This window comes from Pseudomonas rhizoryzae (assembly GCF_005250615.1).
GTDB lineage: Bacteria > Pseudomonadota > Gammaproteobacteria > Pseudomonadales > Pseudomonadaceae > Chryseomonas > Chryseomonas rhizoryzae.
Genome location: NZ_SULM01000006.1, coordinates 328,201 through 347,650, shown reverse-complemented (window position 1 = coordinate 347,650; position 19,450 = coordinate 328,201). Strand labels below are relative to the sequence as shown.

22 protein-coding genes and 1 pseudogene are annotated in these 19,450 nt (G+C 66.2%); 8 read left to right on the top strand and 15 right to left on the bottom strand.

The window, feature by feature from the left end; translation table 11 throughout:
- Window positions 1–3: 3 nt before the first annotated feature.
- On the top strand, window positions 4–450 hold the full coding sequence (locus tag FAZ11_RS12190; RefSeq protein WP_081320070.1) for a type IV pilin protein: 447 nt from the start codon (window positions 4–6) through the stop codon (window positions 448–450).
- On the opposite strand, the gene FAZ11_RS12185 is transcribed toward FAZ11_RS12190, so the two are convergent.
- The 3 genes from FAZ11_RS12185 to FAZ11_RS12180 all read right to left on the bottom strand — a co-directional run bounded on the left by FAZ11_RS12185 (window position 447) and on the right by FAZ11_RS12180 (window position 2,481).
- Window positions 447–1,286: a DUF6502 family protein gene (locus FAZ11_RS12185; RefSeq protein ID WP_058773995.1), complete on the bottom strand. Its 840-nt coding sequence runs from the start codon at window positions 1,284–1,286 to the stop codon at window positions 447–449. The two genes, FAZ11_RS12190 and FAZ11_RS12185, sit on opposite strands and share 4 nt — an antisense overlap.
- A 315-nt stretch (window positions 1,287–1,601) precedes the next feature.
- Window positions 1,602–1,745 (bottom strand): hypothetical protein, encoded by a 144-nt coding sequence (locus FAZ11_RS24770; protein WP_167371452.1) that lies wholly within the window; start codon window positions 1,743–1,745, stop codon window positions 1,602–1,604.
- 112 nt (window positions 1,746–1,857) lie between these two features.
- Window positions 1,858–2,481 carry a glutathione S-transferase family protein gene (locus tag FAZ11_RS12180; RefSeq protein WP_058773994.1) on the bottom strand — a complete coding sequence of 208 codons (624 nt, stop codon included), beginning with the start codon at window positions 2,479–2,481 and terminating at the stop codon, window positions 1,858–1,860.
- Window positions 2,482–2,608: 127 nt separating this feature from the next.
- On the opposite strand from FAZ11_RS12180, the gene dbpA reads away from it, so the two are divergent.
- Entirely contained in the window at window positions 2,609–3,982 is a 1,374-nt protein-coding gene (gene dbpA / locus FAZ11_RS12175; RefSeq protein WP_081320069.1) for an ATP-dependent RNA helicase DbpA, read from the top strand.
- A gap of 254 nt (window positions 3,983–4,236) precedes the next feature.
- Here dbpA and FAZ11_RS12170 read toward each other — a convergent pair whose 3' ends face one another.
- The 5 genes from FAZ11_RS12170 to FAZ11_RS12150 form a co-directional block, all read right to left on the bottom strand.
- Window positions 4,237–5,109 (bottom strand): oxygenase MpaB family protein, encoded by an 873-nt coding sequence (locus FAZ11_RS12170; protein ID WP_058773993.1) that lies wholly within the window; start codon window positions 5,107–5,109, stop codon window positions 4,237–4,239.
- A gap of 3 nt (window positions 5,110–5,112) precedes the next feature.
- Entirely contained in the window at window positions 5,113–5,700 is a 588-nt protein-coding gene (locus FAZ11_RS12165) for an NUDIX domain-containing protein (RefSeq protein WP_058773992.1), read from the bottom strand.
- 102 nt (window positions 5,701–5,802) lie between these two features.
- Window positions 5,803–6,441: a TIGR04211 family SH3 domain-containing protein gene (locus FAZ11_RS12160; protein WP_058760536.1), complete on the bottom strand. Its 639-nt coding sequence runs from the start codon at window positions 6,439–6,441 to the stop codon at window positions 5,803–5,805.
- A gap of 202 nt (window positions 6,442–6,643) precedes the next feature.
- A complete protein-coding gene (locus FAZ11_RS12155) occupies window positions 6,644–6,856 on the bottom strand; it encodes a hypothetical protein (protein ID WP_058777647.1) in 213 nt (70 codons plus the stop codon).
- Between the two features lie 20 nt (window positions 6,857–6,876).
- Window positions 6,877–7,593, bottom strand: a complete 717-nt coding sequence (locus FAZ11_RS12150; protein ID WP_240043552.1) for a CDP-diacylglycerol diphosphatase — start codon at window positions 7,591–7,593, stop codon at window positions 6,877–6,879.
- Between the two features lie 118 nt (window positions 7,594–7,711).
- On the opposite strand from FAZ11_RS12150, the gene FAZ11_RS12145 reads away from it, so the two are divergent.
- Window positions 7,712–7,978, top strand: a complete 267-nt coding sequence (locus FAZ11_RS12145) for a DksA/TraR family C4-type zinc finger protein (RefSeq protein WP_058760534.1) — start codon at window positions 7,712–7,714, stop codon at window positions 7,976–7,978.
- Window positions 7,979–8,132: 154 nt separating this feature from the next.
- On the opposite strand, the gene FAZ11_RS12140 is transcribed toward FAZ11_RS12145, so the two are convergent.
- The 3 genes from FAZ11_RS12140 to FAZ11_RS12130 all read right to left on the bottom strand — a co-directional run bounded on the left by FAZ11_RS12140 (window position 8,133) and on the right by FAZ11_RS12130 (window position 10,025).
- Window positions 8,133–8,504 carry a VOC family protein gene (locus FAZ11_RS12140; RefSeq protein ID WP_137279133.1) on the bottom strand — a complete coding sequence of 124 codons (372 nt, stop codon included), beginning with the start codon at window positions 8,502–8,504 and terminating at the stop codon, window positions 8,133–8,135.
- Between the two features lie 65 nt (window positions 8,505–8,569).
- The gene (locus tag FAZ11_RS12135) at window positions 8,570–9,268 is read right to left on the bottom strand and encodes a helix-turn-helix transcriptional regulator (protein WP_137279132.1); all 699 of its coding nucleotides are present in this window, start codon (window positions 9,266–9,268) and stop codon (window positions 8,570–8,572) included.
- 52 nt (window positions 9,269–9,320) lie between these two features.
- A complete protein-coding gene (locus FAZ11_RS12130) occupies window positions 9,321–10,025 on the bottom strand; it encodes a glutathione S-transferase N-terminal domain-containing protein (RefSeq protein ID WP_058779510.1) in 705 nt (234 codons plus the stop codon).
- Between the two features lie 141 nt (window positions 10,026–10,166).
- Here FAZ11_RS12130 and FAZ11_RS12125 point away from each other — a divergent pair, with 141 nt between their 5' ends.
- Window positions 10,167–10,916 (top strand): alpha/beta fold hydrolase, encoded by a 750-nt coding sequence (locus FAZ11_RS12125; RefSeq protein ID WP_137279131.1) that lies wholly within the window; start codon window positions 10,167–10,169, stop codon window positions 10,914–10,916.
- 3 nt (window positions 10,917–10,919) lie between these two features.
- Window positions 10,920–11,966: a metal-dependent hydrolase gene (locus FAZ11_RS12120; protein WP_058777642.1), complete on the top strand. Its 1,047-nt coding sequence runs from the start codon at window positions 10,920–10,922 to the stop codon at window positions 11,964–11,966.
- Window positions 11,967–12,061: 95 nt separating this feature from the next.
- On the opposite strand, the pseudogene FAZ11_RS25490 reads toward FAZ11_RS12120, so the two are convergent.
- Window positions 12,062–12,160, bottom strand: a pseudogene (locus FAZ11_RS25490) (hypothetical protein); the annotation flags it as partial.
- A 168-nt stretch (window positions 12,161–12,328) separates the two neighbouring features.
- Between FAZ11_RS25490 and FAZ11_RS12110 the strand changes: the two are divergent.
- Window positions 12,329–13,774 carry an aminotransferase-like domain-containing protein gene (locus FAZ11_RS12110; protein ID WP_137279130.1) on the top strand — a complete coding sequence of 482 codons (1,446 nt, stop codon included), beginning with the start codon at window positions 12,329–12,331 and terminating at the stop codon, window positions 13,772–13,774.
- Here FAZ11_RS12110 and FAZ11_RS12105 read toward each other — a convergent pair.
- The gene (locus FAZ11_RS12105; protein WP_081320067.1) at window positions 13,771–15,201 is read right to left on the bottom strand and encodes an EAL domain-containing protein; all 1,431 of its coding nucleotides are present in this window, start codon (window positions 15,199–15,201) and stop codon (window positions 13,771–13,773) included. The two genes, FAZ11_RS12110 and FAZ11_RS12105, sit on opposite strands and share 4 nt — an antisense overlap.
- A gap of 143 nt (window positions 15,202–15,344) precedes the next feature.
- Here FAZ11_RS12105 and FAZ11_RS12100 point away from each other — a divergent pair, with 143 nt between their 5' ends.
- Window positions 15,345–15,935, top strand: a complete 591-nt coding sequence (locus FAZ11_RS12100; RefSeq protein WP_058760527.1) for a recombinase family protein — start codon at window positions 15,345–15,347, stop codon at window positions 15,933–15,935.
- 70 nt (window positions 15,936–16,005) lie between these two features.
- On the opposite strand, the gene FAZ11_RS12095 is transcribed toward FAZ11_RS12100, so the two are convergent.
- On the bottom strand, window positions 16,006–17,724 hold the full coding sequence (locus FAZ11_RS12095; protein ID WP_137279129.1) for a GGDEF domain-containing protein: 1,719 nt from the start codon (window positions 17,722–17,724) through the stop codon (window positions 16,006–16,008).
- Window positions 17,725–18,023: 299 nt separating this feature from the next.
- Between FAZ11_RS12095 and FAZ11_RS12090 the strand changes: the two genes are divergently transcribed.
- Window positions 18,024–18,539: a nucleoside 2-deoxyribosyltransferase gene (locus FAZ11_RS12090; protein WP_137279128.1), complete on the top strand. Its 516-nt coding sequence runs from the start codon at window positions 18,024–18,026 to the stop codon at window positions 18,537–18,539.
- On the opposite strand, the gene FAZ11_RS12085 is transcribed toward FAZ11_RS12090, so the two are convergent.
- A complete protein-coding gene (locus tag FAZ11_RS12085; protein WP_058773982.1) occupies window positions 18,536–19,438 on the bottom strand; it encodes a LysR family transcriptional regulator in 903 nt (300 codons plus the stop codon). The two genes, FAZ11_RS12090 and FAZ11_RS12085, sit on opposite strands and share 4 nt — an antisense overlap.
- Between the last annotated feature and the right edge of the window lie 12 nt (window positions 19,439–19,450).

Sequence of the window (19,450 nt, the reverse complement as noted above, 5' to 3'; positions counted from 1 at the left end):
GCGATGCGAGCACGAGGCTTTACCCTCATCGAACTGATGATCACCGTGGCGATCGTCGGCATCCTGGCGGCCATTGCCTATCCGAGCTATCAAAGCTACGTGCTGCGCTCCCATCGCAGCGAAGGGCAGGCGCTGCTCAACGAGGCGGCGGCGCGGATGGAGCGTTACTACGCGCAGAACAACGCCTATACGAACAAGGTCAGCGATCTCAATATCGTCAACAGCAAGACGGCCGCAGGCAGTCAGACGGTGCTGTCGCCGAGTGGCTACTACGAGCTGAGCCTGGCGACCAATGCCGCCGGGAGCCCGGGCTATACCAGCGATGGCCCCTATGTGCTGACCGCACAGCCCAAGGGCACCCAGGCCAATGACGTCTGTGGCAACCTGAGCCTCAATGCCCAGGGCGTCAAGAAGGTGTCCAAGGGTGAGGTCACCGACTGCTGGCGCTAATCCTCTCGCCCCAGCACCAGTCCCGCATCCCGGTCTTGTTCCACCCGATAGCCGCCGAAGCCCAGCGTGACCCTCTGGGTGGCATCGGCCTCGCCGGCGTCGCGGGCTTCGTGTTCGACGACCAGGCGATTGAGGCGGTTGAGGAGCTGCATGGATTCATCGTAGGCGGCTTGGTACAGCGTGAGCGCCGAATCCTCGGTCAGCCCATGGCCGTAGACCACGTGGAAGGTGAAGTCGGGGGCTGCGCGATCCTGCAGGTAGCGGCGTTCGAAGCCGGCCAGCAGGTCACCAGTGAAATGGGCCAACAGGCGACCGGCACCTTCCTGGCTTTCAGTACCGCGCAGCAGTGAGCGCGGGGTGAGCACTACGCGGTCGTCCTCGTCGAGGTGGACATACCCCTTGCGCAGCCATTCGTCCAAGACCGTACGCGCCCGGACGTCGCTGCCGACGCTGGCCACCAGCGCATCGAAACTCTGCTCGCCGCCCCGGCGCTGGGTCCGTGGCAAGGGCCGTAGATTACCGTCGGCATCGAGCAGGTCCAGGCGCGAGGTCCAGGCGCTGAGCACCTGCCATTCCAGGCTGGGTGTACCGCAGGATTGCTCGGGTTTGGCGTCGCGTAGGGCGCGCACCTCGCGGCGTGGCAAGCCGGTCAGCACCGAGATGCGGCTGTCCGAATTCGGCTTGTCGCGCAGCGGCTCGAAATCGCGCGCCACCTCGAAGTAGGTCTGGCGGAGCAGGCGATCGAAGGCCTGATAGGTCACGCCCGAGGCGATGGCGATACGTACCAGCCGACCGAGCAGGCTGCGCAGAAGTAAAGGAACCTTGGTGGAAAGCATGCGAAAGGGGCCCGACGCGAAAACGCCCGGCCATCTTCGCGGCAGCCAGAGACACAGTCAAACCTATGCAGTTGCTCAAGGCACTGTATCTAGGACGACCGAGGACGAGGGGCCTCGTCCTCGGGTCTCTGGACTAGGTTCTGTACGAAAAATGCCTGCGCTCGGTGATGCTTCGTTGAAAAACGCCTGGATCGCCAGCCCGGTCGCAATGCTCATTTACCACCCGTAAACTCGTTCGCGAGCCCGGTCCGCTTCCTCAGCGCTTTTCGCCTCGCCTGACCGTCGCTCGGCGATTTTTCGTATAGAACCTAAGACTCAGCCGGGAGTGCCCGATTCGGTCTGGCCGGCCACGTCGGGATCATCGGGAAATTCCTCCGGCTCCATGTCCGCATAGGGCAGCTCGTCCGGCGGCGGGGTGTTGCTGGGGTTGTCGTAGGTCTTCTGGTCGGCGTCGCTCATGGTGTTCTCCGGTGGTCATCGGAGATATTGAGCCCTACTAGACGGACCCGTTCCCGCGCCGGGGCGAACGGCGGAAGTCGATACCGCGCCCTCGGACGCCGATACGCAGGCGTCAGTCGAGGTCGGCGTCGTCCAGTTCGCGGGCGCGTACGGCGGCGGGGCGGGCTACCAGGCCGGCGACATAGCGCTCGAAGTTAGGCCGCTTCTCGACGGTGCCGAAGGCCATACCCCAGGCGAGATGGGCGCCGACGTAGACGTCGGCGGCGGTGAAGCGGTCATCGACTAGGTATTCGCCGGGTGCCAGGGCGGCGTCGAGAGTATCGAGCACCTCGGCGAGACTGCCATAGCCCACCGCACCACGCTTCTGCGGATCGTCGGGCAGGGTGACGCCCAAGGCCTGGTTGGTGGTGGCGGCTTCCAGCGGACCGGCGGCGAAGAACAGCCAGCGATAGTAGGTACCGCGAGCGGGATCGTTCAGCGGCGGAGCGAGGCCGGCGGCGGGAAAGACATCGGCCAGATAGGCGCAGATGGCGGGGGTTTCGGTCACCACCACGGGGCCATGGCGCAACGCCGGCACCTTGCCCATGGGGTTGATCGCCCGGTAGGCCGCCGATTTCATCGCCGGCCCATAGTCGATCCGCTGGACGTCGTAGGGTTGGCCAAGCTCCTCCAGTAGCCAGCGCACGATACGTCCGCGCGACATGGGGTGGGTATAGAGTAGGGGCCGGTCGAACATGGAGAGGCTTCCTTGAGTGGGCGTCCTCCTTAGCATAGGTAGGCTCCCCGCCAGCGTCCACGCGCAGGTACGCGGGTGCCCTTCTGCTAGACTGGCAAACCTTTACGAGCCGTTTCACAGGACTCCCGTGCCCGCATCCTTCGATACCCTGCCACTGGCCGATGCCATGCAGGCCAACCTGGCCGATCTCGGCTACCTGGACATGACGCCCATCCAGGCGGCCAGCCTGCCCATCATCCTCAAGGGCCAGGACCTCATCGCCCAGGCCAAGACCGGTTCGGGCAAGACGGCCGCCTTCGGCATCGGCCTGCTGACCGGTCTCAATCCACGCTATTTCGGTTGCCAGGCACTGGTGCTGTGCCCGACCCGCGAGCTGGCGGACCAGGTGGCCCGCGAATTGCGCCGGTTGGCGCGGGCCACGGCCAACCTCAAGATCCTGACCCTCTGCGGCGGCATGCCGCTGGGGCCGCAGATCGCCTCCCTGGAGCACGGCGCCCAGGTGATCGTCGGTACCCCGGGCCGGGTGCAGGAGCACCTGCGCAAAGGCACCCTGGTGCTCGACGGCCTCAACGTCGCCGTGCTCGACGAAGCCGATCGCATGCTCGACATGGGTTTCATCGACGCCATCGCCGACATCCTGCGGCAGACTCCGGAGCGTCGGCAGACGCTGCTGTTTTCCGCGACCTACCCGGACGGTATCGAGCGGCTGGCTCAGGATTACCTGCGGGCACCGCTGCGCATCAGCGTCGAAAGCCAGCACAGCGAGACCCAGATCCGCCAGCGCTTCTACGAAATCGCCGCCCAGGACCGCCTGGCCGCCGTGGTGCGGTTGCTGCGGCATTATCGTCCGGCCAGCGCCGTGGCCTTCTGCCAGACCCGCCAGCAGTGCCAGGAGGTGGTCGAGGCACTGCACGCCCAGCGCATCTCCGCCGCCGCCCTGCACGGTGATCTGGAGCAGCGCGAGCGTGACCAGGTGCTGGCGATGTTCGCCAATCGCAGCCTTTGCGTGCTGGTGGCCACCGACGTGGCCGCCCGCGGTATCGACGTGGCAGGCCTGGAGGCGGTGATCAACGTCGAGCTGTCCCGCGATCCGGCGGTGCACGTACACCGTATCGGCCGCAGTGGTCGGGCTGGCGAACAGGGTATGGCGCTGTCGCTGGTGGCGCCGGCCGAGGCCAGCCGCGCCCAGGCCATCGAGACCCAGCAGGGTGCGCCGCTGGATTGGCAACCGCTCGGCGCGCTACGCGACACCCCCGAGCCGCTGGTGCCGGCGATGCACACCCTGGCCCTGGCGGCGGGCAAGAAGGACAAGCTGCGTCCCGGCGACATCCTCGGCGCCCTGACCGGCGACGCCGGCCTGCCCGGCGCCAAGATTGGCAAGATCACCCTGTTCGACCACCAGGCGTTCGTCGCCGTGGAAAGAGACATCGCCCGCCAGGCCCTGCAGCGGCTGAGCGAGGGCAAGATCAAGGGGCGGTCGATCAAGGTGCGGATGTTGTAGGACAGGGCGGATATCGTCCGCTGGCACCTCTGACATCCGGGCTGTTGGGCTTCGACGATGGAGCCGTCTCAACCCAACCTACGCGGTGTAGAGCCGTAGCGTGGAAAACGGCGCAGCCTTTTCCACTGAGACTTCGTCGCGAGGCGTGCCCTCACCCCAACCCTCTCCCAAGGGGAGAGGGGCTGTCCGAGCAGGTGTTCGTTTCCATTAGCCTTCGGAAGAGCGGCTGCATCGGCGGACTGCCATGGCCGCGATCAACCCTCGATCCCCATCCGCCGTCTGGCCCGATGCGACGAGCCATTGCGCACCGCCCAGCGCAACACCGGGGCGGTCGCGCCGATACCGGTACGAATCAGCCGTCGTTGCAGCGGACTCTGCTGGAAACCCAGTTCCGCACTGGCCCAATCGGGCAGCAGGTCGATACCGGCGCTCATCATCAGCTTGCCGAAGGGCTTGGCCAGGGCGCTAGGCGCGGGCGCCTGCAGCAGCACCCGGCAGACCTCGCGGCTGCGCTGGTCACAGACCAGTTCGGGGCGGATCTTCTGGTAATAGGCGGCGATCTCCGCCCGCGAGCGGGGGACCTCGGTAGCGCCCAGGCGCTCGGCAACCAGGGCGATCTCGGCGTAGTAGCGATCCTGCTCCGCGCCCGGCAGCTGCGGATCGAAATAGCGCAGGTAGGCGGCCAGGAAATGGCTGACCTCGGCCACGTGCACCCAGGTCAGCAGGGCGGGGTCCTCGGCGCGATAGGGGCGACCGTCGGCGGCCTGGCCCTGGATGTGTCTGTGGATGGCCTTGACCCGCTCGATCAGCCGGTCGGCGTCGCCACGGCTGCCGAAGGTGGTGGCGGCGATGAACTGGCCGGTACGCCGCAGACGGCCGAGCATGTCCTCGCGGAATTTCGAGTGATCCCAGACGCCGGCCAGGGCCAGCGGGTGCAGGGTCTGCATCAGCAGGGCGGCGATACCGCCGATCAGCATGCAGGTGAAGTCGCTGTGCACCCGCCAGGGCATGCTGCCCGGACCGAAGAGGCCGGGGTCGCCCGGGGGCTGCTCGTAGTCGACCTCGCCCAGCGACAGCCCGGTAAGGCTCATCACCTGCCGCTCGATGCGGCTACGGATCGCCTCCATGGGCTAGCGCGGCAACAGATAGAGGGCGGCGTACTGCAGCAGCATGATGGTCTTGCCATCCACCAGCCGACCATCGCGCGCCATGGCCAGGGCCTCGTCGAAGGGCAATTCCAGCAATTCGATGTCCTCGCCTTCCTCCTGCAGCCCGCCACCCTCGGCGATGCGTTGGTCGGCGCGGTATTCGCCGGCGAAGAAGTGCAGCAGCTCGGTCACCGAACCGGGGCTCATGAAGGCGTCGAACAGGTGCTGCACATTGTCCAGGCGGTAGCCGGTCTCTTCCTCCACCTCGGCCTTGATGCGGGCTTCGGGCGCCGCCTGGTCCAGCAGGCCGGCCGGGGTTTCCACCAGCAGGCCATCGTCCAGGCCGTTGCCCAGGGTGGGCAGGCGGAACTGGCGGATCAGCAGCACGGTGCGCCGCTCGCGGTCGTACAGCAGGATGGTGGCGCCGTTGCCGCGGTCGTAGGTCTCCCGGGTCTGGCGTTGCCAGCTGCCGTCGCGGCGCAGGTAGTCGAAGGTGGTCTTCTTCAGCAGGCCCCAGTCATCGGAGAGGATCTCGACCTGCTGGATACGGAAGCGGGAGGTGTCGGCCATGGGACTCGTCTTGGCGGAAGGCGTCGGGCCACGGTAGCAGAAGTCGTGCCTCCTTGAGGCACGGAGCGCCGCCGCAGGTTCCGCACGGCCGCCAGGACGAGGTTAAAACCAGCGGTCGTTCTTCTTCCGGCCCCGGGTCAGGGAAGGCAGGATCAGCCCCGCCAGCAGACCCGCGCCGGCGATGCTGCCGCCATAGACCATGTATTGCATCAGCGCCTGCTTGTTCTCGTTGCCGAGCTTGGCCTGGGTGCTGCGCAGGTCCGATTGGGCCTGGGTGAGTTGGGCGTCGAGGTCCTTGCGGCGGGCCTCGAGTTCGTCGATCTGCTTTTTGCGCGAATCCAGGGTCTCCTGCATGCCCTGGACGCGGGTCTTCCAGCTGTCGTCGATGGTCTTGAGCTGGCCGCTCAGTTCGGCCACCTGCTGTTCCAGTTGTGGCAGGCGCTCGGCCTGGCCGGGCTTGGTCTGCAGGTCGCTGCTGGGAATCCAGACGGTGCTGCCGCCTTCGCCACGCACCTGGCTGTAGTCGCCCTGGGTGCTGATCAATTCGACCTTCTGCCCGGACTTGAGGGTGCCGACGATGCGGTAGCCATCGGTGGGGCCGCTACGGACATAGGTGGTCAGGCTGTCGCTGACCCAGCGGGTGTTGTTTTCCTGGGCACTGGCGGTGCCGGCGAAGGAGGCAATCAGGCAAAGGCCGAGGCACGGGAGGCGGGACAGCAGGCGAGAAGGGGACTTGGGCATGGTCGGGTCTGTATATGAGCTGAAAAGATGAAGGCCGTGGTGAACAAGCCGGATTATTGTGGGGCAGTACCCTAGCAAGCTGGCGCGATCTATCCGCCAACCCGTAGCGCTCTCTGTGCGAGACGGTGAAACAGTTCAAGCTTTGGCGGCGGAAAGCGACGGTCAGTGTCATCTGACTGCCATGAGACGGCGGGCGAAAGCCTCAGAGCCGGCCCAGCAGATCCAGCCCGAGCGCGGCCAACACCCCCAGCCCCGCACTGCCGAAGGCCAGCGCCTTGCCCCACCAACGTCTCCAGGCCACCGCGCCGGCGACCATGCCGACGCCGCCGAGCAGCAGGGCGCACTTGAGATAGAAGTCCGACCAGGCGAGCAGCTGGTCGATGAAGTCGAAGAGTTCCTGGAATTCCTGTGGCATACAGCCTCCTGGCGCTGGCGCTATTGAGTCGCCGAGGGCTTGGACGTTCCCTGGCAGCTTGGCGCCAGTAGCCGTTCCGCCGAACCCTGGTCGCCGGGCTGGCTACCCGCGCGGCCGGCCAGCAGCAGGAACGTGCGGCTGGCATCGGTGCTGGGCAAGGCGACCAGCGCCAGCGATAGCCGGGGGTCGGGCAGCGGATAGGGCGGCTGAGCGGCCAGCGCTGCGAAGAAATCCGCTGCCAACAACTGGGCTTCGCTCAGGCGTCGCGCCTGGTAGCGACCACCGGCCAGGCTAACCGGCAGCGTGCGCCAGTGTTCATCCAGTTCGGGTGCCAGCCGCCACAGTTGCCGACGGATCGTGGGGCGCACGCAGGCGAGGTGGACGTGCAACTGATCCTGGCTACGCCCACTGGGGGCATTGAGCGCAAGGCCGACAAGGTCGTCGGCCACCGGCGCCGGCCCCCAGGCGCTCAGGTACCAGCGCTGGCGCCAGGCGAGGCCGAACCAGTTGGGTTGGCCGGGCTGCCAGAGCGCCGGACTCTCCAGACCACGCAAGGGCCGCAAGGGCACCAGGATGAAATGCTGGCGCTCGCCGGGTGCGCGCAGCACGGCGAAGCCGGGATTGGCGACCACCTGGCGACAGGGCAATGCCGAGCCGGTGAGTCGCGCGTCGGGCACGCACAGCCCCACCGTGACCTGGCGCAGCCACTCGCGGCTGGAACAGCCCGCCAGCGTCATGGCCAGCACCAGCAACGACAGTTGCCGCCACCACGACCAGCGGGCGCTGGACGACAGCGAACAACTGCGCGAGCTTCCTTTCCAACGGATATCAGGACAGCACATTGGGGAGTCAGCCATGGCCAACGGGTGGGCCGGAGACGGCGCGGTTCAGGAGCAGATCGACAGCACGGTGGACGATGCGGTGCAACGCGCCCGCAGCCGCCTGCACAGGGGTGCAAGTCTTAGCCACTGCGAGGAATGCGGCGAATCCATTCCCGAGGCGCGCCGCCAGGCGGTGCCGGGCGTGCGTCTGTGCATCCGTTGCCAGTCCGAGCAGGATGCCGAAGACCAGCGCGCCGGCGGCTACAACCGGCGCGGGAGCAAGGACAGTCAGTTGCGTTAGGGCGGACGTGGGCGAGGTCAAGATGCGGCGACCCTTAGAGGTCAACGGCTCACAGGCCAAGGGGTAGGATTTGTACCATGCCGACCCCTCGTCCAGCAGCTGGCGCGACTCGTGCCAACTGCTGAGCAACCCTGCCCGTAGCGGCCGGCAGGGCTCAGTCAGGATGCACCGCGTAACCCCTTAGCCGGTTGCCGTCCGGATCGAGGGCGACGAAGCTGCGGCCGAATGGCAGATCGGTCGGCGGCCAGGCCACCTCGGCGCCCCGGGCCAGCCAGAGCTCATGCAGTTCATCCACCGCCGCCAGGCTCTCTACCTTGAAGCCCAGTTCACCGGTCGCGCTGCCCGCGCTCACCGGCGGGACCACGGCATCCCGCGCCCACAGGCCCAGGGCGAGACCGGACGGGAGCAGGAACAGGGCGAAACCGGGGCCGTCCTCGACCGGGCTGAGGTCGAGCAACCTGGCGTAGAAACCCCGGCTGGTACGGACATCGGCGACATAGAACATCAGACTGGTGCGGTAGTGCATGGCATCTCTCCTCTGGGGTGATGCCGCCCAGTCTAGGGACCCCCACTGCCAGTTTCTGTCAGCAGTCACACAGGGATGTTGCGCTGGCGCTCCATCTGCTTGCGCCAGTCCCTGAGCAAGGTCTGGCGGCGCTGCGGATAACGCTGCTCACTGGGCTCTACCGAAAGGATGCGGTCGGCGCGAAAGCTGCGGAAATCTTCACGCAGCTCACACCAGCCCAGCAGCACCCGGGCGGCGTCGAAATAGGCCAGCGCGAAGGGCCAGATGGTGCGCCGGGACTGGCTGTCGGCGGCGTCGCGGTAGACCAGGGTGAGCTTGGTTTCCTGGCGTATCGCCTGGCGCAGGAGCGCCGGATCGATCTGGTTTTGCGGTGTTTCCCGGCTCGGCCCGATGAGCAGGGTGGTCATGGCCAACTCGTTTTGCAGCTCGCTCGGCAGGACCGCGGAGATCCGCGCCAGGGCATTGCCGGCGGCCGCGGCCAGGCTGCCGTCGGTGCGTTCGGCCACCCAGCGCGAGCCGAGCACCAGGGCTTCCAGCTCTTCCGGGGTGAACATCAGCGGTGGCAGCAGGAAGCCCGGCTTGAGGACATAGCCGACCCCGGGTTCACCCTCGATGGCCGCCCCCAAGGCCTGCAGGCTGGCGATGTCGCGGTACAGAGTCCTCAGGCTGACCCCGGTTTCCGCCGCCAAGGCGCGGCCACTCACGGCGCGGCGGTGCCGGCGCAAGGCCTGGAGCAGATCGAACAGCCGTTCTGAGCGTGACATCCGCGCAGTTTAAGCGGGCAAGAGATGATGCTCTAGCGATGATCGGCAAGCATCAGGGTGCCGCCGGTATCCGTAGGCCACGCTGTACCGCCGGGCGGGCGAGGAAGGCGTCCAGGACGCGGCGCACCTCTGCGAAGTCCTGGAAGCCGACCAGGTCGTCCGCCTGGTAGACCTCCACCAGGGCGCGGACCCAGGGGAAGGTGGCGATGTCGGCGATGCCATAGTCATCGCCGAGGATCCAGGTTCGTCCCTTGAGCTGACCGTCCAGCACCCCGAGTAGGCGCCGGGCTTCGGCCACGTAGCGGTCGCGGGGTCTTTTGTCCTCGATGTCCTTGCCGGCGAACTTGGTGAAGAAGCCAAGCTGGCCGAACATGGGACCGATCCCGCCCATCTGGAACATCAGCCACTGGATGGCCTGGTAGCGCACGGCCGGGTCTTGCGGCAGGAAGCGACCGGTCTTTTCCGCGAGATAGAGCAGGATGGCGCCGGATTCGAACAATCCCAGCGGCTCACCGTCAGGACCCTCGGGGTCGAGAATGGCGGGAATCTTGTTGTTGGGGCTGAGCGAGAGGAATTCCGCGGTGTGCTGGTCGTCCTGGCCGAAGTCGATGCGGTGCACCTCGTAGGGCAGGCCGAGTTCTTCCAGCAGGATGGCCACCTTGACGCCATTGGGCGTGGGCAGCGAATAGAGTTGCAGGCGCTCGGGGTGCTGGGCGGGCCAGCGCTGGGTGATGGGAAAGCGTGATAGATCGGCCATGGCAGGTTCCTCGAGGAAGGGCGGTTCAGGATGGGACCCCTGGGCGCGAGGCGGGTTGCGCTGGCTAAGCGAAGCGGAACTTAGCGCAATGCCGAACTCTCCATCTCTCTAACGTCAGCCTTTTAGCACCGAGGTTTACCAATGCTTCCCCACAGCCAACAGGGCAGCGGTTCGCCCACCTTCGTGCTCCTGCACTTTCTCGGCGGCTCTCACCGTACCTGGTTTCCTACCGTGCCCTATCTGGATGGCGTGCACCGCTGCGTGGCGCTGAATACGCCGGGCTTCGGCGATGCGGCCGAGGTGGACGGCTACAGCGTGACGGAGATGGCCGATCAGGTGGATGCTAGCATCCGCGCCCTAGGGCTGGAACGCTGCATCCTGGTCGGCCACTCGATGACCGGCAAGGTGGCCGTGGTACTGGCGGCGCGGCGACCGGAATATCTCACCGGGTTGATCCTGGTCGCGCCTTCGCCGCCCGGTCCGCAGCCCATGAGCGAGGCGGATCGTGACGCCCAGCGCGCCTATGGCAAGAGCCGGGCGGAAGCCGAGGCCTTCGTCGACGAATCCAGCGCCCATCGCCTGCCCGATGCCATCCGCGAGGTGGCTATCGCCGATGCCCAGCGCCTGAATCTGGCCGCCTGGCGTGCCTGGGTCGATCAGGGCAGTCGCGAAGACTGGAGCGAACGCATCCCGACGCTGGACTATCCGGTGCTGCTGGTCTGCGGCGCCGATGACCAGCAGGTGCCGGGGCCGGACGAGCAACGCCGGACCACCCTGGCGGCTTTCCCCAACAGTCGCCTGGAGGTGATTCCGGGGGCCGGCCATCTGATGCCGCTGCAGACGCCCCAGGCCCTGGCGCCTTTGATGCTCGACTTCGCCAGAGGCCTCTGAACGGTGGATTCGCTGACCCAGGCCGTGCTCGGCGCCACGCTCCAGACCGCCTTGCTCGGTCGCTGGCAGGGGCGGCGCGCCATCCTCTACGGCGCCGCCCTGGGCACGCTGCCGGACCTCGATGTGTTCATCGACTACGGCCACGCGGTCAACGAGATGACCTACCACCGCGGCTTCAGCCACTCGCTGTTCGTGCTGACCGGGGTGGCTCTGCTGCTCACCTGGCTCTGCGGGCGCTGGCGCGATCCCGGCTATAGCCGACGACGACTGTTCCTCACCCTCTGGTTGGTGCTCATCACCCATCCCTTGCTGGATGCCTTCACTACCTATGGCACCCAGCTATTCTGGCCGCTACCGACCACCCCAGTGGCCTGGTCCAGCGTCTTCATCATCGATCCGCTCTATACCCTGCCGTTGCTGCTGGCGGTACTGGCCGGACTGCTGCTCGGTCCGCGCGGACGCTCGCCACGCCTGGCCGTGGCGGCGCTGCTGATCTCCACGACCTACCTGGGCTGGACGCTGGTGGCCAAGTATTCCGCCGAACGCCAGGTACGCACGGCACTGGCGGCCCAGGGGCAGCAGGACGCGCGGCTGTTCAGTGCGCCCCTGCCGTTCACCAGCCTGCTGTGGCGGGTCATGGTGGACGACGGCCCGCAGCGCTACCGGGAAACCTGGGTCGGGCTGTTCGACGACCGCCCGCCGGAGCTGGTGACCTTGCCCCGCGGCGGCGAGCTGGCGCCGATCCTCGCCGCATCACCGGCTGAGCAGCGCCTGCGCTGGTTCACCGATGACTGGCTGCGCTACGACCGCCTGGGCAATGACCTGGTGGTCACCGACCTGCGCCTGGGCGCCACCGGCTATCACAGTTTCCGTTTCGTCCTGGCTCAGCGCGACGCCACGGGTTGGCGACTGGTTGCCGAACCTTCGTTATGGCCGCGCGAACGCGGTGGCCGGGAGCAACTGGCGGTGGTCTGGCGCAGGCTCTGGCATCCGGAGCTGCCGGCCCCGGTGGCGGACTGGGCAGCAAGGCTGTCGCGCCTGCCGGACTGACGCCAGGCTTCAAGCAATACTCGCCACCAGGGACGCTGGGCCTCGTGCAGGGCCGCCGTCCGATCCAGGCCGATGTCGGCCAGTTCCTTGTCCGTGAGTTCCAGCAGGGTGCGGCGGGTAGTCAATTGGCGCCGGAACAACAGCCAGCAACCAGCGGTACGGGTTTGCTCATGAAGGCTAGCGGGTCTGGGCATGGCGTCTCTCCTGGTCTATCTCCATGCTCCGCCGCCGGCCGCCAGAGGGGCAGACCCAGGCCGACGGGTTGTTCGCCATACAGCTGCTGTACAGAAGGCGGCTGTATGGTGTCCCACATGGCCATCTGTATGGCGCGATACACCGGTCTACGCCGCTATAGTCCGTACATGACTCGCTATCAGCTGTTGGCCGACGCGCTCGGCCGCCGTATCGAACAAGGCCTCTATCGACCGGGCGAACGCCTGCCGTCGGTGCGTGCCCTGGCGCAGGAGCACGGCGTGAGCCTGGCCACGGTGCAACAGGCCTATCGCCTGCTGGAGGATCGCGGGCTGGTGGAGCCGCGACCCAAGTCCGGCTATTTCGTCCGCCTCGAACGCCGGGTGATCGAGTTGCCCCAGGTCACCCGCCCGGCGCGCTGGCCGGTGGAGGTGTCCGGCTGGGAGCCGATACGCGAGCTGATGACCAGTACGCCCGATTCGGTGCGGGTGCAGCTCGGCCGGGGCCTGCCGGATACCGATGCGCCGACCCTGGCGCCGTTGCTCGCCGGCATGGCGCGCCTAGCGCGGCGGCCGGGCAATGCCGGGCTGTCCTACGACAGCATCCAGGGCGTGGCCGCCCTGCGCGAGCAGGTGGCGCGGCTGCAACTGGATGCCGGCTGCGTGCTCACCGCCGACGACATCGTCATCACCAGCGGCGCCCACGAGGCGCTGGCCATCGCGCTGCGCGCCACCTGCCAGGAAGGCGATATCGTCGCGGTGGATTCGCCGACCTTCCACGGGGTGATGCAAACGCTAAAAGGCCAGGGCCTCAAGGCGCTGGAGATCCCCACCGATCCGCGCACCGGCATCAGCTTGCCGGCGCTGGAGCTGGCCCTGGAACAGTGGCCGGTGCGCGCCATCCAGCTCACCCCCAGCTGCAACAACCCGCTGGGCTACTGCATGCCCGAGGCGAACAAGCGGCAACTGGTGGCCCTGGCGCGCAAGCACGACCTGGCGGTGATCGAAGACGATGTCTATGGCGACCTGCTCTACAGCTATCCCCGTGGCCGGTCGCTCAAGGCCTTCGACGAAGACGACCGGGTGATCCTCTGCAGTTCCTTCTCCAAGACCCTGGCGCCGGGACTGCGAGTCGGCTGGGTGGCGCCCGGGCGCTATGCCGAGCGCATCCTGCATCTCAAGTACATCGGCACCGGCTGCACGGCGCCCCAGCCGCAGCTGGCCATCGCCGAGTTCATCGCCGCTGGGCACTACACGGCCCATGTGCGGCGCATGCGCGCCCAGTACCAGCGCAATCTCGACCTGATGAGTGCCTGGGTACAACGCTATTTCCCTACTGGCATCCGGATCAGCCAGCCCCAGGGCAGTTTTCTGCTCTGGGTGGAGTTGCCCGACGGCTTCGACAGCCATCCGCTCAATCGTGCGTTGCTGGCGCAAAGCGTGCAGATCGCCTGCGGCAGCATCTTTTCCGCCTCGGGCAAGTACCGCAATTGCGTGCGGCTGAATTATGCCCAGGCGCATCGCCCTGGCGTGGAGGAGGGCGTGCGCAAGGTAGGGGACGAGGCCAAGCGGTTGCTGGCCCTGGCGACGCTAGCGCAGGCGGCGGTGGTTTCCTAGGTACTGAGCGGTACGGTGTCAGTAGGGATGAGCTGCATCGAAGGATAGCTCGCTATCCGCTCAGGCCAGCGTAGATGCAGGGGCTGCTCGCCTAGTAGTGGTCTTCCGATCCAGAAGCCTTGTGCCCAGTCCAGCTCGATCAGGCGTAGATTGTGCATATCCTGCGGGGTTTCGACCCCTTCCGCCACTACCTTGGGAGCCAGGGTGCGGCAGAGCCGGGACAAGTTCTGCAACTGCTCCATGGCCGAGCGATTGCCACGGGCGCTGTGCAGCAGACGGCGGTCCAGCTTGATCACATTGAGCGGAACGGCCATGGCGAAGCCGAGCGCGCCGTAGCCGGAGCCGAAATCGTCCAGTGCCAATTGGCAGCCCAGGGATTTCAAGTGTCGGGTGAAAGCCAAGGCCGCTTCCATGTCGCCAACAGCCGTACTTTCGGTAATTTCCACGGTCAGACGGCTGGCGACCGCGGGCGCTTGGGCGAGGCGTTGCAGTGGACTGCTCCACCAAGAGTCCAGCACTAGGCTGCTGGCGGATAGATTGCAGCCCAGATGCAGCTCCGGACGGCGTTCCAGGGCATCGATCACGGTGCTCAGGACTGCATGGTCGAGCATCCGTACCAACCCTAAACGCTCCAGAGCGTTCACAACCTGGCCTGGACCGAGGTCTTTCAGGCGACGGTTGTCGGGATGCCACCGTAGCAGCGCTTCGTGGTAGAGGACCGGGTTACGCTGCGGCCGCTGGGCGTCCCTGGGCTGCCGGGCTATGGGTTGTAGAGCCAGAGCGGCTTGGCCCTGCTCGGCCAAGGCAAAGAAATCCTCGGCGATGGCCATGTCTCGCTCATAGGTGAGTTGCCAGTCCCAACCGTAGCTGATAGGGGGCGGACGGAGGGATGGCCAGGCGTCCTGAGCGGAAAGGGGGTGCAGCGGATGCAAGCGGTCGAGCCGGTCATCGCCCATCAGGCTACGTACCGGACGGACGCCGATGACCGGCAGGGCGCGTTGCGAGTGCCATTCCAGCGCCGTGCAGGTCAGGGCGACTTGCCAACGTTCGGCGAGAGCGGCGAGGTCGTGACGTTCGGTGGGTGCCGGTTCGGCCAGGAAACTATCGGTGTTCAGCGCCAATACCGATGCGCCCCATAGATGAACCTGGCGCTGCAAGGTAGCTATCGCTGCCTGGGCGAAATCCTCGCCAAAGGCCCTCAGCAGGTGTTCACGGTTGTACAGGGTTATCAGCAATCCGGATGCTGCTGGGCTTTCACCTTTTACCGCTATGGCCTGGTTCATCTCGACCTCTCGATCTTGGTGTTTGTTTTTGCAGTAATAAATATTCCAAAAATTGATTTTTATTGAAAAAATTGTGTGCTTTGGTTCACAAATGTTCCTTTGTGCGATCATAAATAAAAGACTGATCTGTTTTTCAAAATCCATTTTGAATCAATAACTTAATACGCATTGATCATGACAGGGCAAAGAGGAACCTTTTAGTCAACTTTGGGCCACTGTGAGCTTGCTCGTGCCCGCTCGAATGAGCCGCACTCAAGAAATGCCCCCTGAAATCAGGAAAAGAGAGAATGCTTATCGGATATGCCCGGGTGTCCACCGACGATCAATCTCTGGCGTTGCAAATCCAGGCACTGGAGCGTGTCGGTTGTGACCGCATCTATACCGATCAAGGAGTGTCCGGGGGGATCACGTCGCGGCCGGGTCTCGACCGGGCGCTGGGGCGCCTGCGCGCCGGTGACAAGCTCGTGGTATGGCGGCTGGATCGTTTGGGGCGTTCCCTGCCGCACCTCATCCAGGTGCTTGATCGCCTGGGCAGGCGTCAGGTGCTGTTTCATTCGTTGAGCGAGGGCATAGACACCAATTCGTCGGGCGGTCGGTTGGTGTTCCACATCATGGCGGCGCTCGCCGAGTTCGAGCGGGCCCTGATCAGCGAGCGGACCCGGGCGGGCCTGGCGGCTGCCCGCATGGAGGGCAAGGTCCTCGGACGGCGCCCGGCGTTGTCCAGCGATCAGTGCCGGCAGGCTCACCAATTGCTCAAGCAGGAGCGTTGGAGCCTGTTGGCGGTCGCCAGTCATTTCGGGGTGCATCCCCGCACCGTCAAGCGACGCCTGGCGAACTACGCCAAGCTCTGTGAGGAGGAGGGAGCCGGGCATGGTTGAGCGGCGTACGGCGGATCGGCGAGACCAGGCGTAGACGGCTGGACGAGGCCTAGCCATCACCGGCGCGGCTCTAGCCCAGCGTGGCGACCTCGCTGCAATTGCGACCGCGGTGTTTGGCCCGATAGAGGGCGGCATCGGCTTCGGCCAGCAGCCGCACCTGGGCGCCGGGCTCCAGGCGCGCCGTCACCGACACGCCGAAACTGGCGGTCACCGGCAGGGCCTCGGTCGGGCCGACATTGAACGGAGTATCGGCAATGCCTTTGCGCAGCCGTTCGGCCAGGGCCACGGCCTCTTCGGAATACTTGACGTGCGCCAGCACCGCAAATTCCTCACCACCGATCCGGGCGAGTCGGTCGCCCTGGCGCAGCAAGTTGTTGCAGCGTTGCGCCAGCTGCTGTAGCAGGAGATCGCCTGCCGCATGACCGTAGGTGTCGTTGATGCGCTTGAAGTGATCGATATCGAAGGTGATGGCCGCCAGATAGCGCGGTGTGGTGAGCACGCCCTGCATCAGCAGATGTTCGAAGGCCCGGCGATTGGCCAAGCCGGTGAGGTAGTCGGTGTCGGCGCGGACCTTGAGTTCGGCGATCAGCTCATCGCGCTCCTGGCGCAGCAGATCGGCCTGCTGCAACTGCCGCTCCAACTGCTCGAAGGCGGCGAACAAGGTTCGCGGATCATCTTCGTTTCTCGCGCTTTCCGGCATGTTGCGCCGGGTGAGGGCGAGCAGTCGCTGGGTGTTGGCCAATAGCGGCGAGAACAGACGCATCTTCAGTAATAGCAGGCCTACGCCCAGCGCCAGCAAGATACCGAGTGCGGCAGCGATTCTCAGGCAGAGGCGCAGATAGGCCTGGTGCGCCAGGCGCTCGGCTTCGCCCTGGGCCAGCCCCAGAGCGGTGTCGCGCAGCTCCAGGATGCTGGTCATGGTGGGCACGTAGCCGCGGGCGAAGGCAGCGGCACTGGGCGTCTCGCCTCTGGCGAGCGCCGCCTGGGTTCGTTGATACCAGTCCAGACCATGCCCCAGATAGCTTTCCTGTACTTTCAGGAAGCTTGCGCGTTCGGCGGGTGCCGGTGCCAGGTCGAGATTGCTGCGCAAGAGATCAACCAGTTGCTGGACCCGTCCCAGGGTCTGCTGCAGGCGCACCTGCTCCTCGGGGGTGGGCGGGCGGCCCGCTTGCAACGCGGGTGTCAGTAGGGACCCCAGGCGGCCGGCGGTATCCCGTAGGCGGGCGGCCAGCCTGGCATTGGCCAGGCAATTGGAGATGTCCGGAGTGCGGTAGGCCAGATCCTGAAGGGTGCGATTGGCGGCGATGAAATTCTCATCGGCCGCGCGAATCATGGCTTGTACTACCTCCGCGACGCTGACGCGATCAGGGCTGCCGGGTGGCGTCTGCAGGCGCAGATCCAAAAGCTCCCGGGCCTGCAGCATGCCCTGATAGGCCGTTTCGACCTGGCCCGCAGTCACGCTGCAAGACGGGCATTGCCGTAGTGTTTCTTGCAATTGGGCGAGGCGCTCATCGCTCAGCGCTCGTGCCTGCGCCAGTTGTTGCGGATCGGCATCGCGCTCGCCGAGCATGGCGTTGGTCGGTCCTCGCTCGGCGGAAACGGCTTCCACCAGCCGGAGGGATCGTTCGTAGACCGGCAACTGGGCCAGCGTCAATTGCAGGCTCGCGGAGGTCTCGTAGGCCTGGCGGACGATCAGCAGCATGCCGCTAGCGGTAGCGAGGCACACTAGCATCAGCAGGAAGTTGATCAATCGGTTGAGGTTGGCGGTCAGTTGAAAGTGGCCAGACATCGAGCGATACCGAACGAAATATGCCCTGGAAGCGAGCCTAACCCCTGCCTAACCGGATCGATGCTCAGACGCTGGCGATTTTAAAGCGGCCCGTCTCACGTACCCAGATGGAGAATCGCCAAGAGGTTTAGTTATTGCGCCAACGGTCATCGTGGCCGCCTGAGTGGCATAAGGTGACGGCAGCCGTTGCAGCCGCTCTAGTCAGACTATTTTAGTGCGCTGGCTGGATCCTCGATCAGGCCGGGATGCGACGGCGTAGCGTGGCGCCTAGACTGACCGCTTTGGCCGAGGAGTTCTCCATGTCACCGCGTGTCTACCTGGCTGGCCCCGATGTCTTTCGCCCCGATGCCGTTGCCTACGGCCAGGCGCTCAAGGCGCTGTGCGTCGAACAAGGCTGCGAAGGCCTGTTCCCGTTGGACAATGCCATCCCTGCACAGCTGACCGATCCGCGTGAGCAGGCGGCCTGGATCTACCGGGCCAATGTGGCCCTGATCGAGCAGGCCGATGGTGTGCTGGCCAATCTGGATTTCTTCCGCGGTGCCGAACCCGACAGCGGCACCTGCTTCGAGGTGGGCTATGCCGTGGCGCGCGGCAAGCCGGTGGTGGGCTATGTGCCGGAGCACGGCAGCCTCGCCGAGCGCATCCGCGCGCGGCATCCCGAATGGGTGGGATCCGGGTTGCTGGATCGTGACGGGTGGACGCTGGAGGAATTCGGTCTGCCGCTGAATCTGATGCTGGCGGTGGCGGTGGCGGCGCCCATCGTCGTCGGCGGACCGGCCGTGGCCCTGGCGCTGTTGCGCGAGCGGTTGGGCTAACCGACGAGACGCGTGACGATTCGCTCGCGTAGCCAGGCATGGGCCGGATCGCGGTGCAGGCGTTCGGGCCAGAGCAGCAGCATGTCGAAGCCGGGGATGGCCAGCGGCGGCGGCTGGGTCTGCAGGCCGGGATGCGCCAAGGCGAGGCGCGCCGGCAGCAGGGCGACCAGATCGCTGGTGAGCAGGGCGCTGGCCAGGGTGGAAAAGTGCGGCACCGACAGCACCACCCGCCGCGCCAGGCCGCGCTCCGCCAGCAGGCGGTCGGTCAGGCTGGCGAAGCCGCCGCCGTTGGGCGAGACCAGCGCCTGGTCCAGTTCGCAGAACCTCTCCAGGGAGATTGGCGCAGCCAAGGCGGGGTGACCGTGGCGTCCCGTCAGCAGATAGCGCTCGGTGAACAGCAGACGCTGGCGCAAACCGGGGGCGGCGGCATCGGCGACGTCCAACGCCAGGTCCAGACGATCGCCCTCCAACTGCTCGGCGAGCAGGTCCGGCTTCTTGTCGAGCAACGCCAGGCGAATGCCGGGTGCCTGCTGGCGCAGGTCGGCGAGCAGGGGCGTCAGCAGGGTGGTGGCGCTGTGATCGCTGGCGGCGATGCGCCAGGTGCGTTCGGCGCGCGCCGGGTCGAAGGGCGCGGCCGGGGCCAGGGCGTCTTCCAGCGCGGCCAGGGCCTGGCGCAGCGGCTCGCGCAGCGCCTCGGCGCGCGCCGTGGGTCTCATGCCGCGCGGCCCTGGCAACAGCAGGGGATCGTCCAACAGTTGGCGCAGCCGGCCGAGTTGCAGGCTGACAGTGGGTTGCGCCAGGTTGAGCCGCCGTGCCGCGCGGGTCACATTGAGTTCGGCGAGCAGGGCGTCGAGGGTGACCAGCAGATTGAGGTCGAGGCGGCGCAAGCTATTGTGCATGGCAATGGCTGC

Bases quoted from the DNA above. Each gene is read 5' to 3' on its own strand.
- FAZ11_RS12110 (WP_137279130.1), top strand. From the start codon at position 12,329: ATGACTCGCTATCAGCTGTTGGCCGACGCGCTCGGCCGCCGTATCGAA.
- FAZ11_RS12155 (WP_058777647.1), bottom strand. From the start codon at position 6,856: ATGCCACAGGAATTCCAGGAACTCTTCGACTTCATCGACCAGCTGCTC.
- FAZ11_RS12180 (WP_058773994.1), bottom strand. From the start codon at position 2,481: ATGTTCGACCGGCCCCTACTCTATACCCACCCCATGTCGCGCGGACGT.
- FAZ11_RS12165 (WP_058773992.1), bottom strand. From the start codon at position 5,700: ATGGCCGACACCTCCCGCTTCCGTATCCAGCAGGTCGAGATCCTCTCC.
- FAZ11_RS12150 (WP_240043552.1), bottom strand. From the start codon at position 7,593: ATGACGCTGGCGGGCTGTTCCAGCCGCGAGTGGCTGCGCCAGGTCACG.
- FAZ11_RS12190 (WP_081320070.1), top strand. From the start codon at position 4: ATGCGAGCACGAGGCTTTACCCTCATCGAACTGATGATCACCGTGGCG.
- FAZ11_RS12090 (WP_137279128.1), top strand. From the start codon at position 18,024: ATGTCACCGCGTGTCTACCTGGCTGGCCCCGATGTCTTTCGCCCCGAT.
- FAZ11_RS12105 (WP_081320067.1), bottom strand. From the start codon at position 15,201: ATGGATTTTGAAAAACAGATCAGTCTTTTATTTATGATCGCACAAAGG.
- FAZ11_RS12160 (WP_058760536.1), bottom strand. From the start codon at position 6,441: ATGCCCAAGTCCCCTTCTCGCCTGCTGTCCCGCCTCCCGTGCCTCGGC.
- FAZ11_RS12125 (WP_137279131.1), top strand. From the start codon at position 10,167: ATGCTTCCCCACAGCCAACAGGGCAGCGGTTCGCCCACCTTCGTGCTC.
- FAZ11_RS12185 (WP_058773995.1), bottom strand. From the start codon at position 1,286: ATGCTTTCCACCAAGGTTCCTTTACTTCTGCGCAGCCTGCTCGGTCGG.
- FAZ11_RS12100 (WP_058760527.1), top strand. From the start codon at position 15,345: ATGCTTATCGGATATGCCCGGGTGTCCACCGACGATCAATCTCTGGCG.
- FAZ11_RS24770 (WP_167371452.1), bottom strand. From the start codon at position 1,745: ATGAGCGACGCCGACCAGAAGACCTACGACAACCCCAGCAACACCCCG.
- FAZ11_RS12085 (WP_058773982.1), bottom strand. From the start codon at position 19,438: ATGCACAATAGCTTGCGCCGCCTCGACCTCAATCTGCTGGTCACCCTC.
- FAZ11_RS12170 (WP_058773993.1), bottom strand. From the start codon at position 5,109: ATGGAGGCGATCCGTAGCCGCATCGAGCGGCAGGTGATGAGCCTTACC.
- FAZ11_RS12135 (WP_137279132.1), bottom strand. From the start codon at position 9,268: ATGTCACGCTCAGAACGGCTGTTCGATCTGCTCCAGGCCTTGCGCCGG.
- FAZ11_RS12130 (WP_058779510.1), bottom strand. From the start codon at position 10,025: ATGGCCGATCTATCACGCTTTCCCATCACCCAGCGCTGGCCCGCCCAG.
- FAZ11_RS12140 (WP_137279133.1), bottom strand. From the start codon at position 8,504: ATGCACTACCGCACCAGTCTGATGTTCTATGTCGCCGATGTCCGTACC.
- FAZ11_RS12145 (WP_058760534.1), top strand. From the start codon at position 7,712: ATGGCCAACGGGTGGGCCGGAGACGGCGCGGTTCAGGAGCAGATCGAC.
- FAZ11_RS12095 (WP_137279129.1), bottom strand. From the start codon at position 17,724: ATGTCTGGCCACTTTCAACTGACCGCCAACCTCAACCGATTGATCAAC.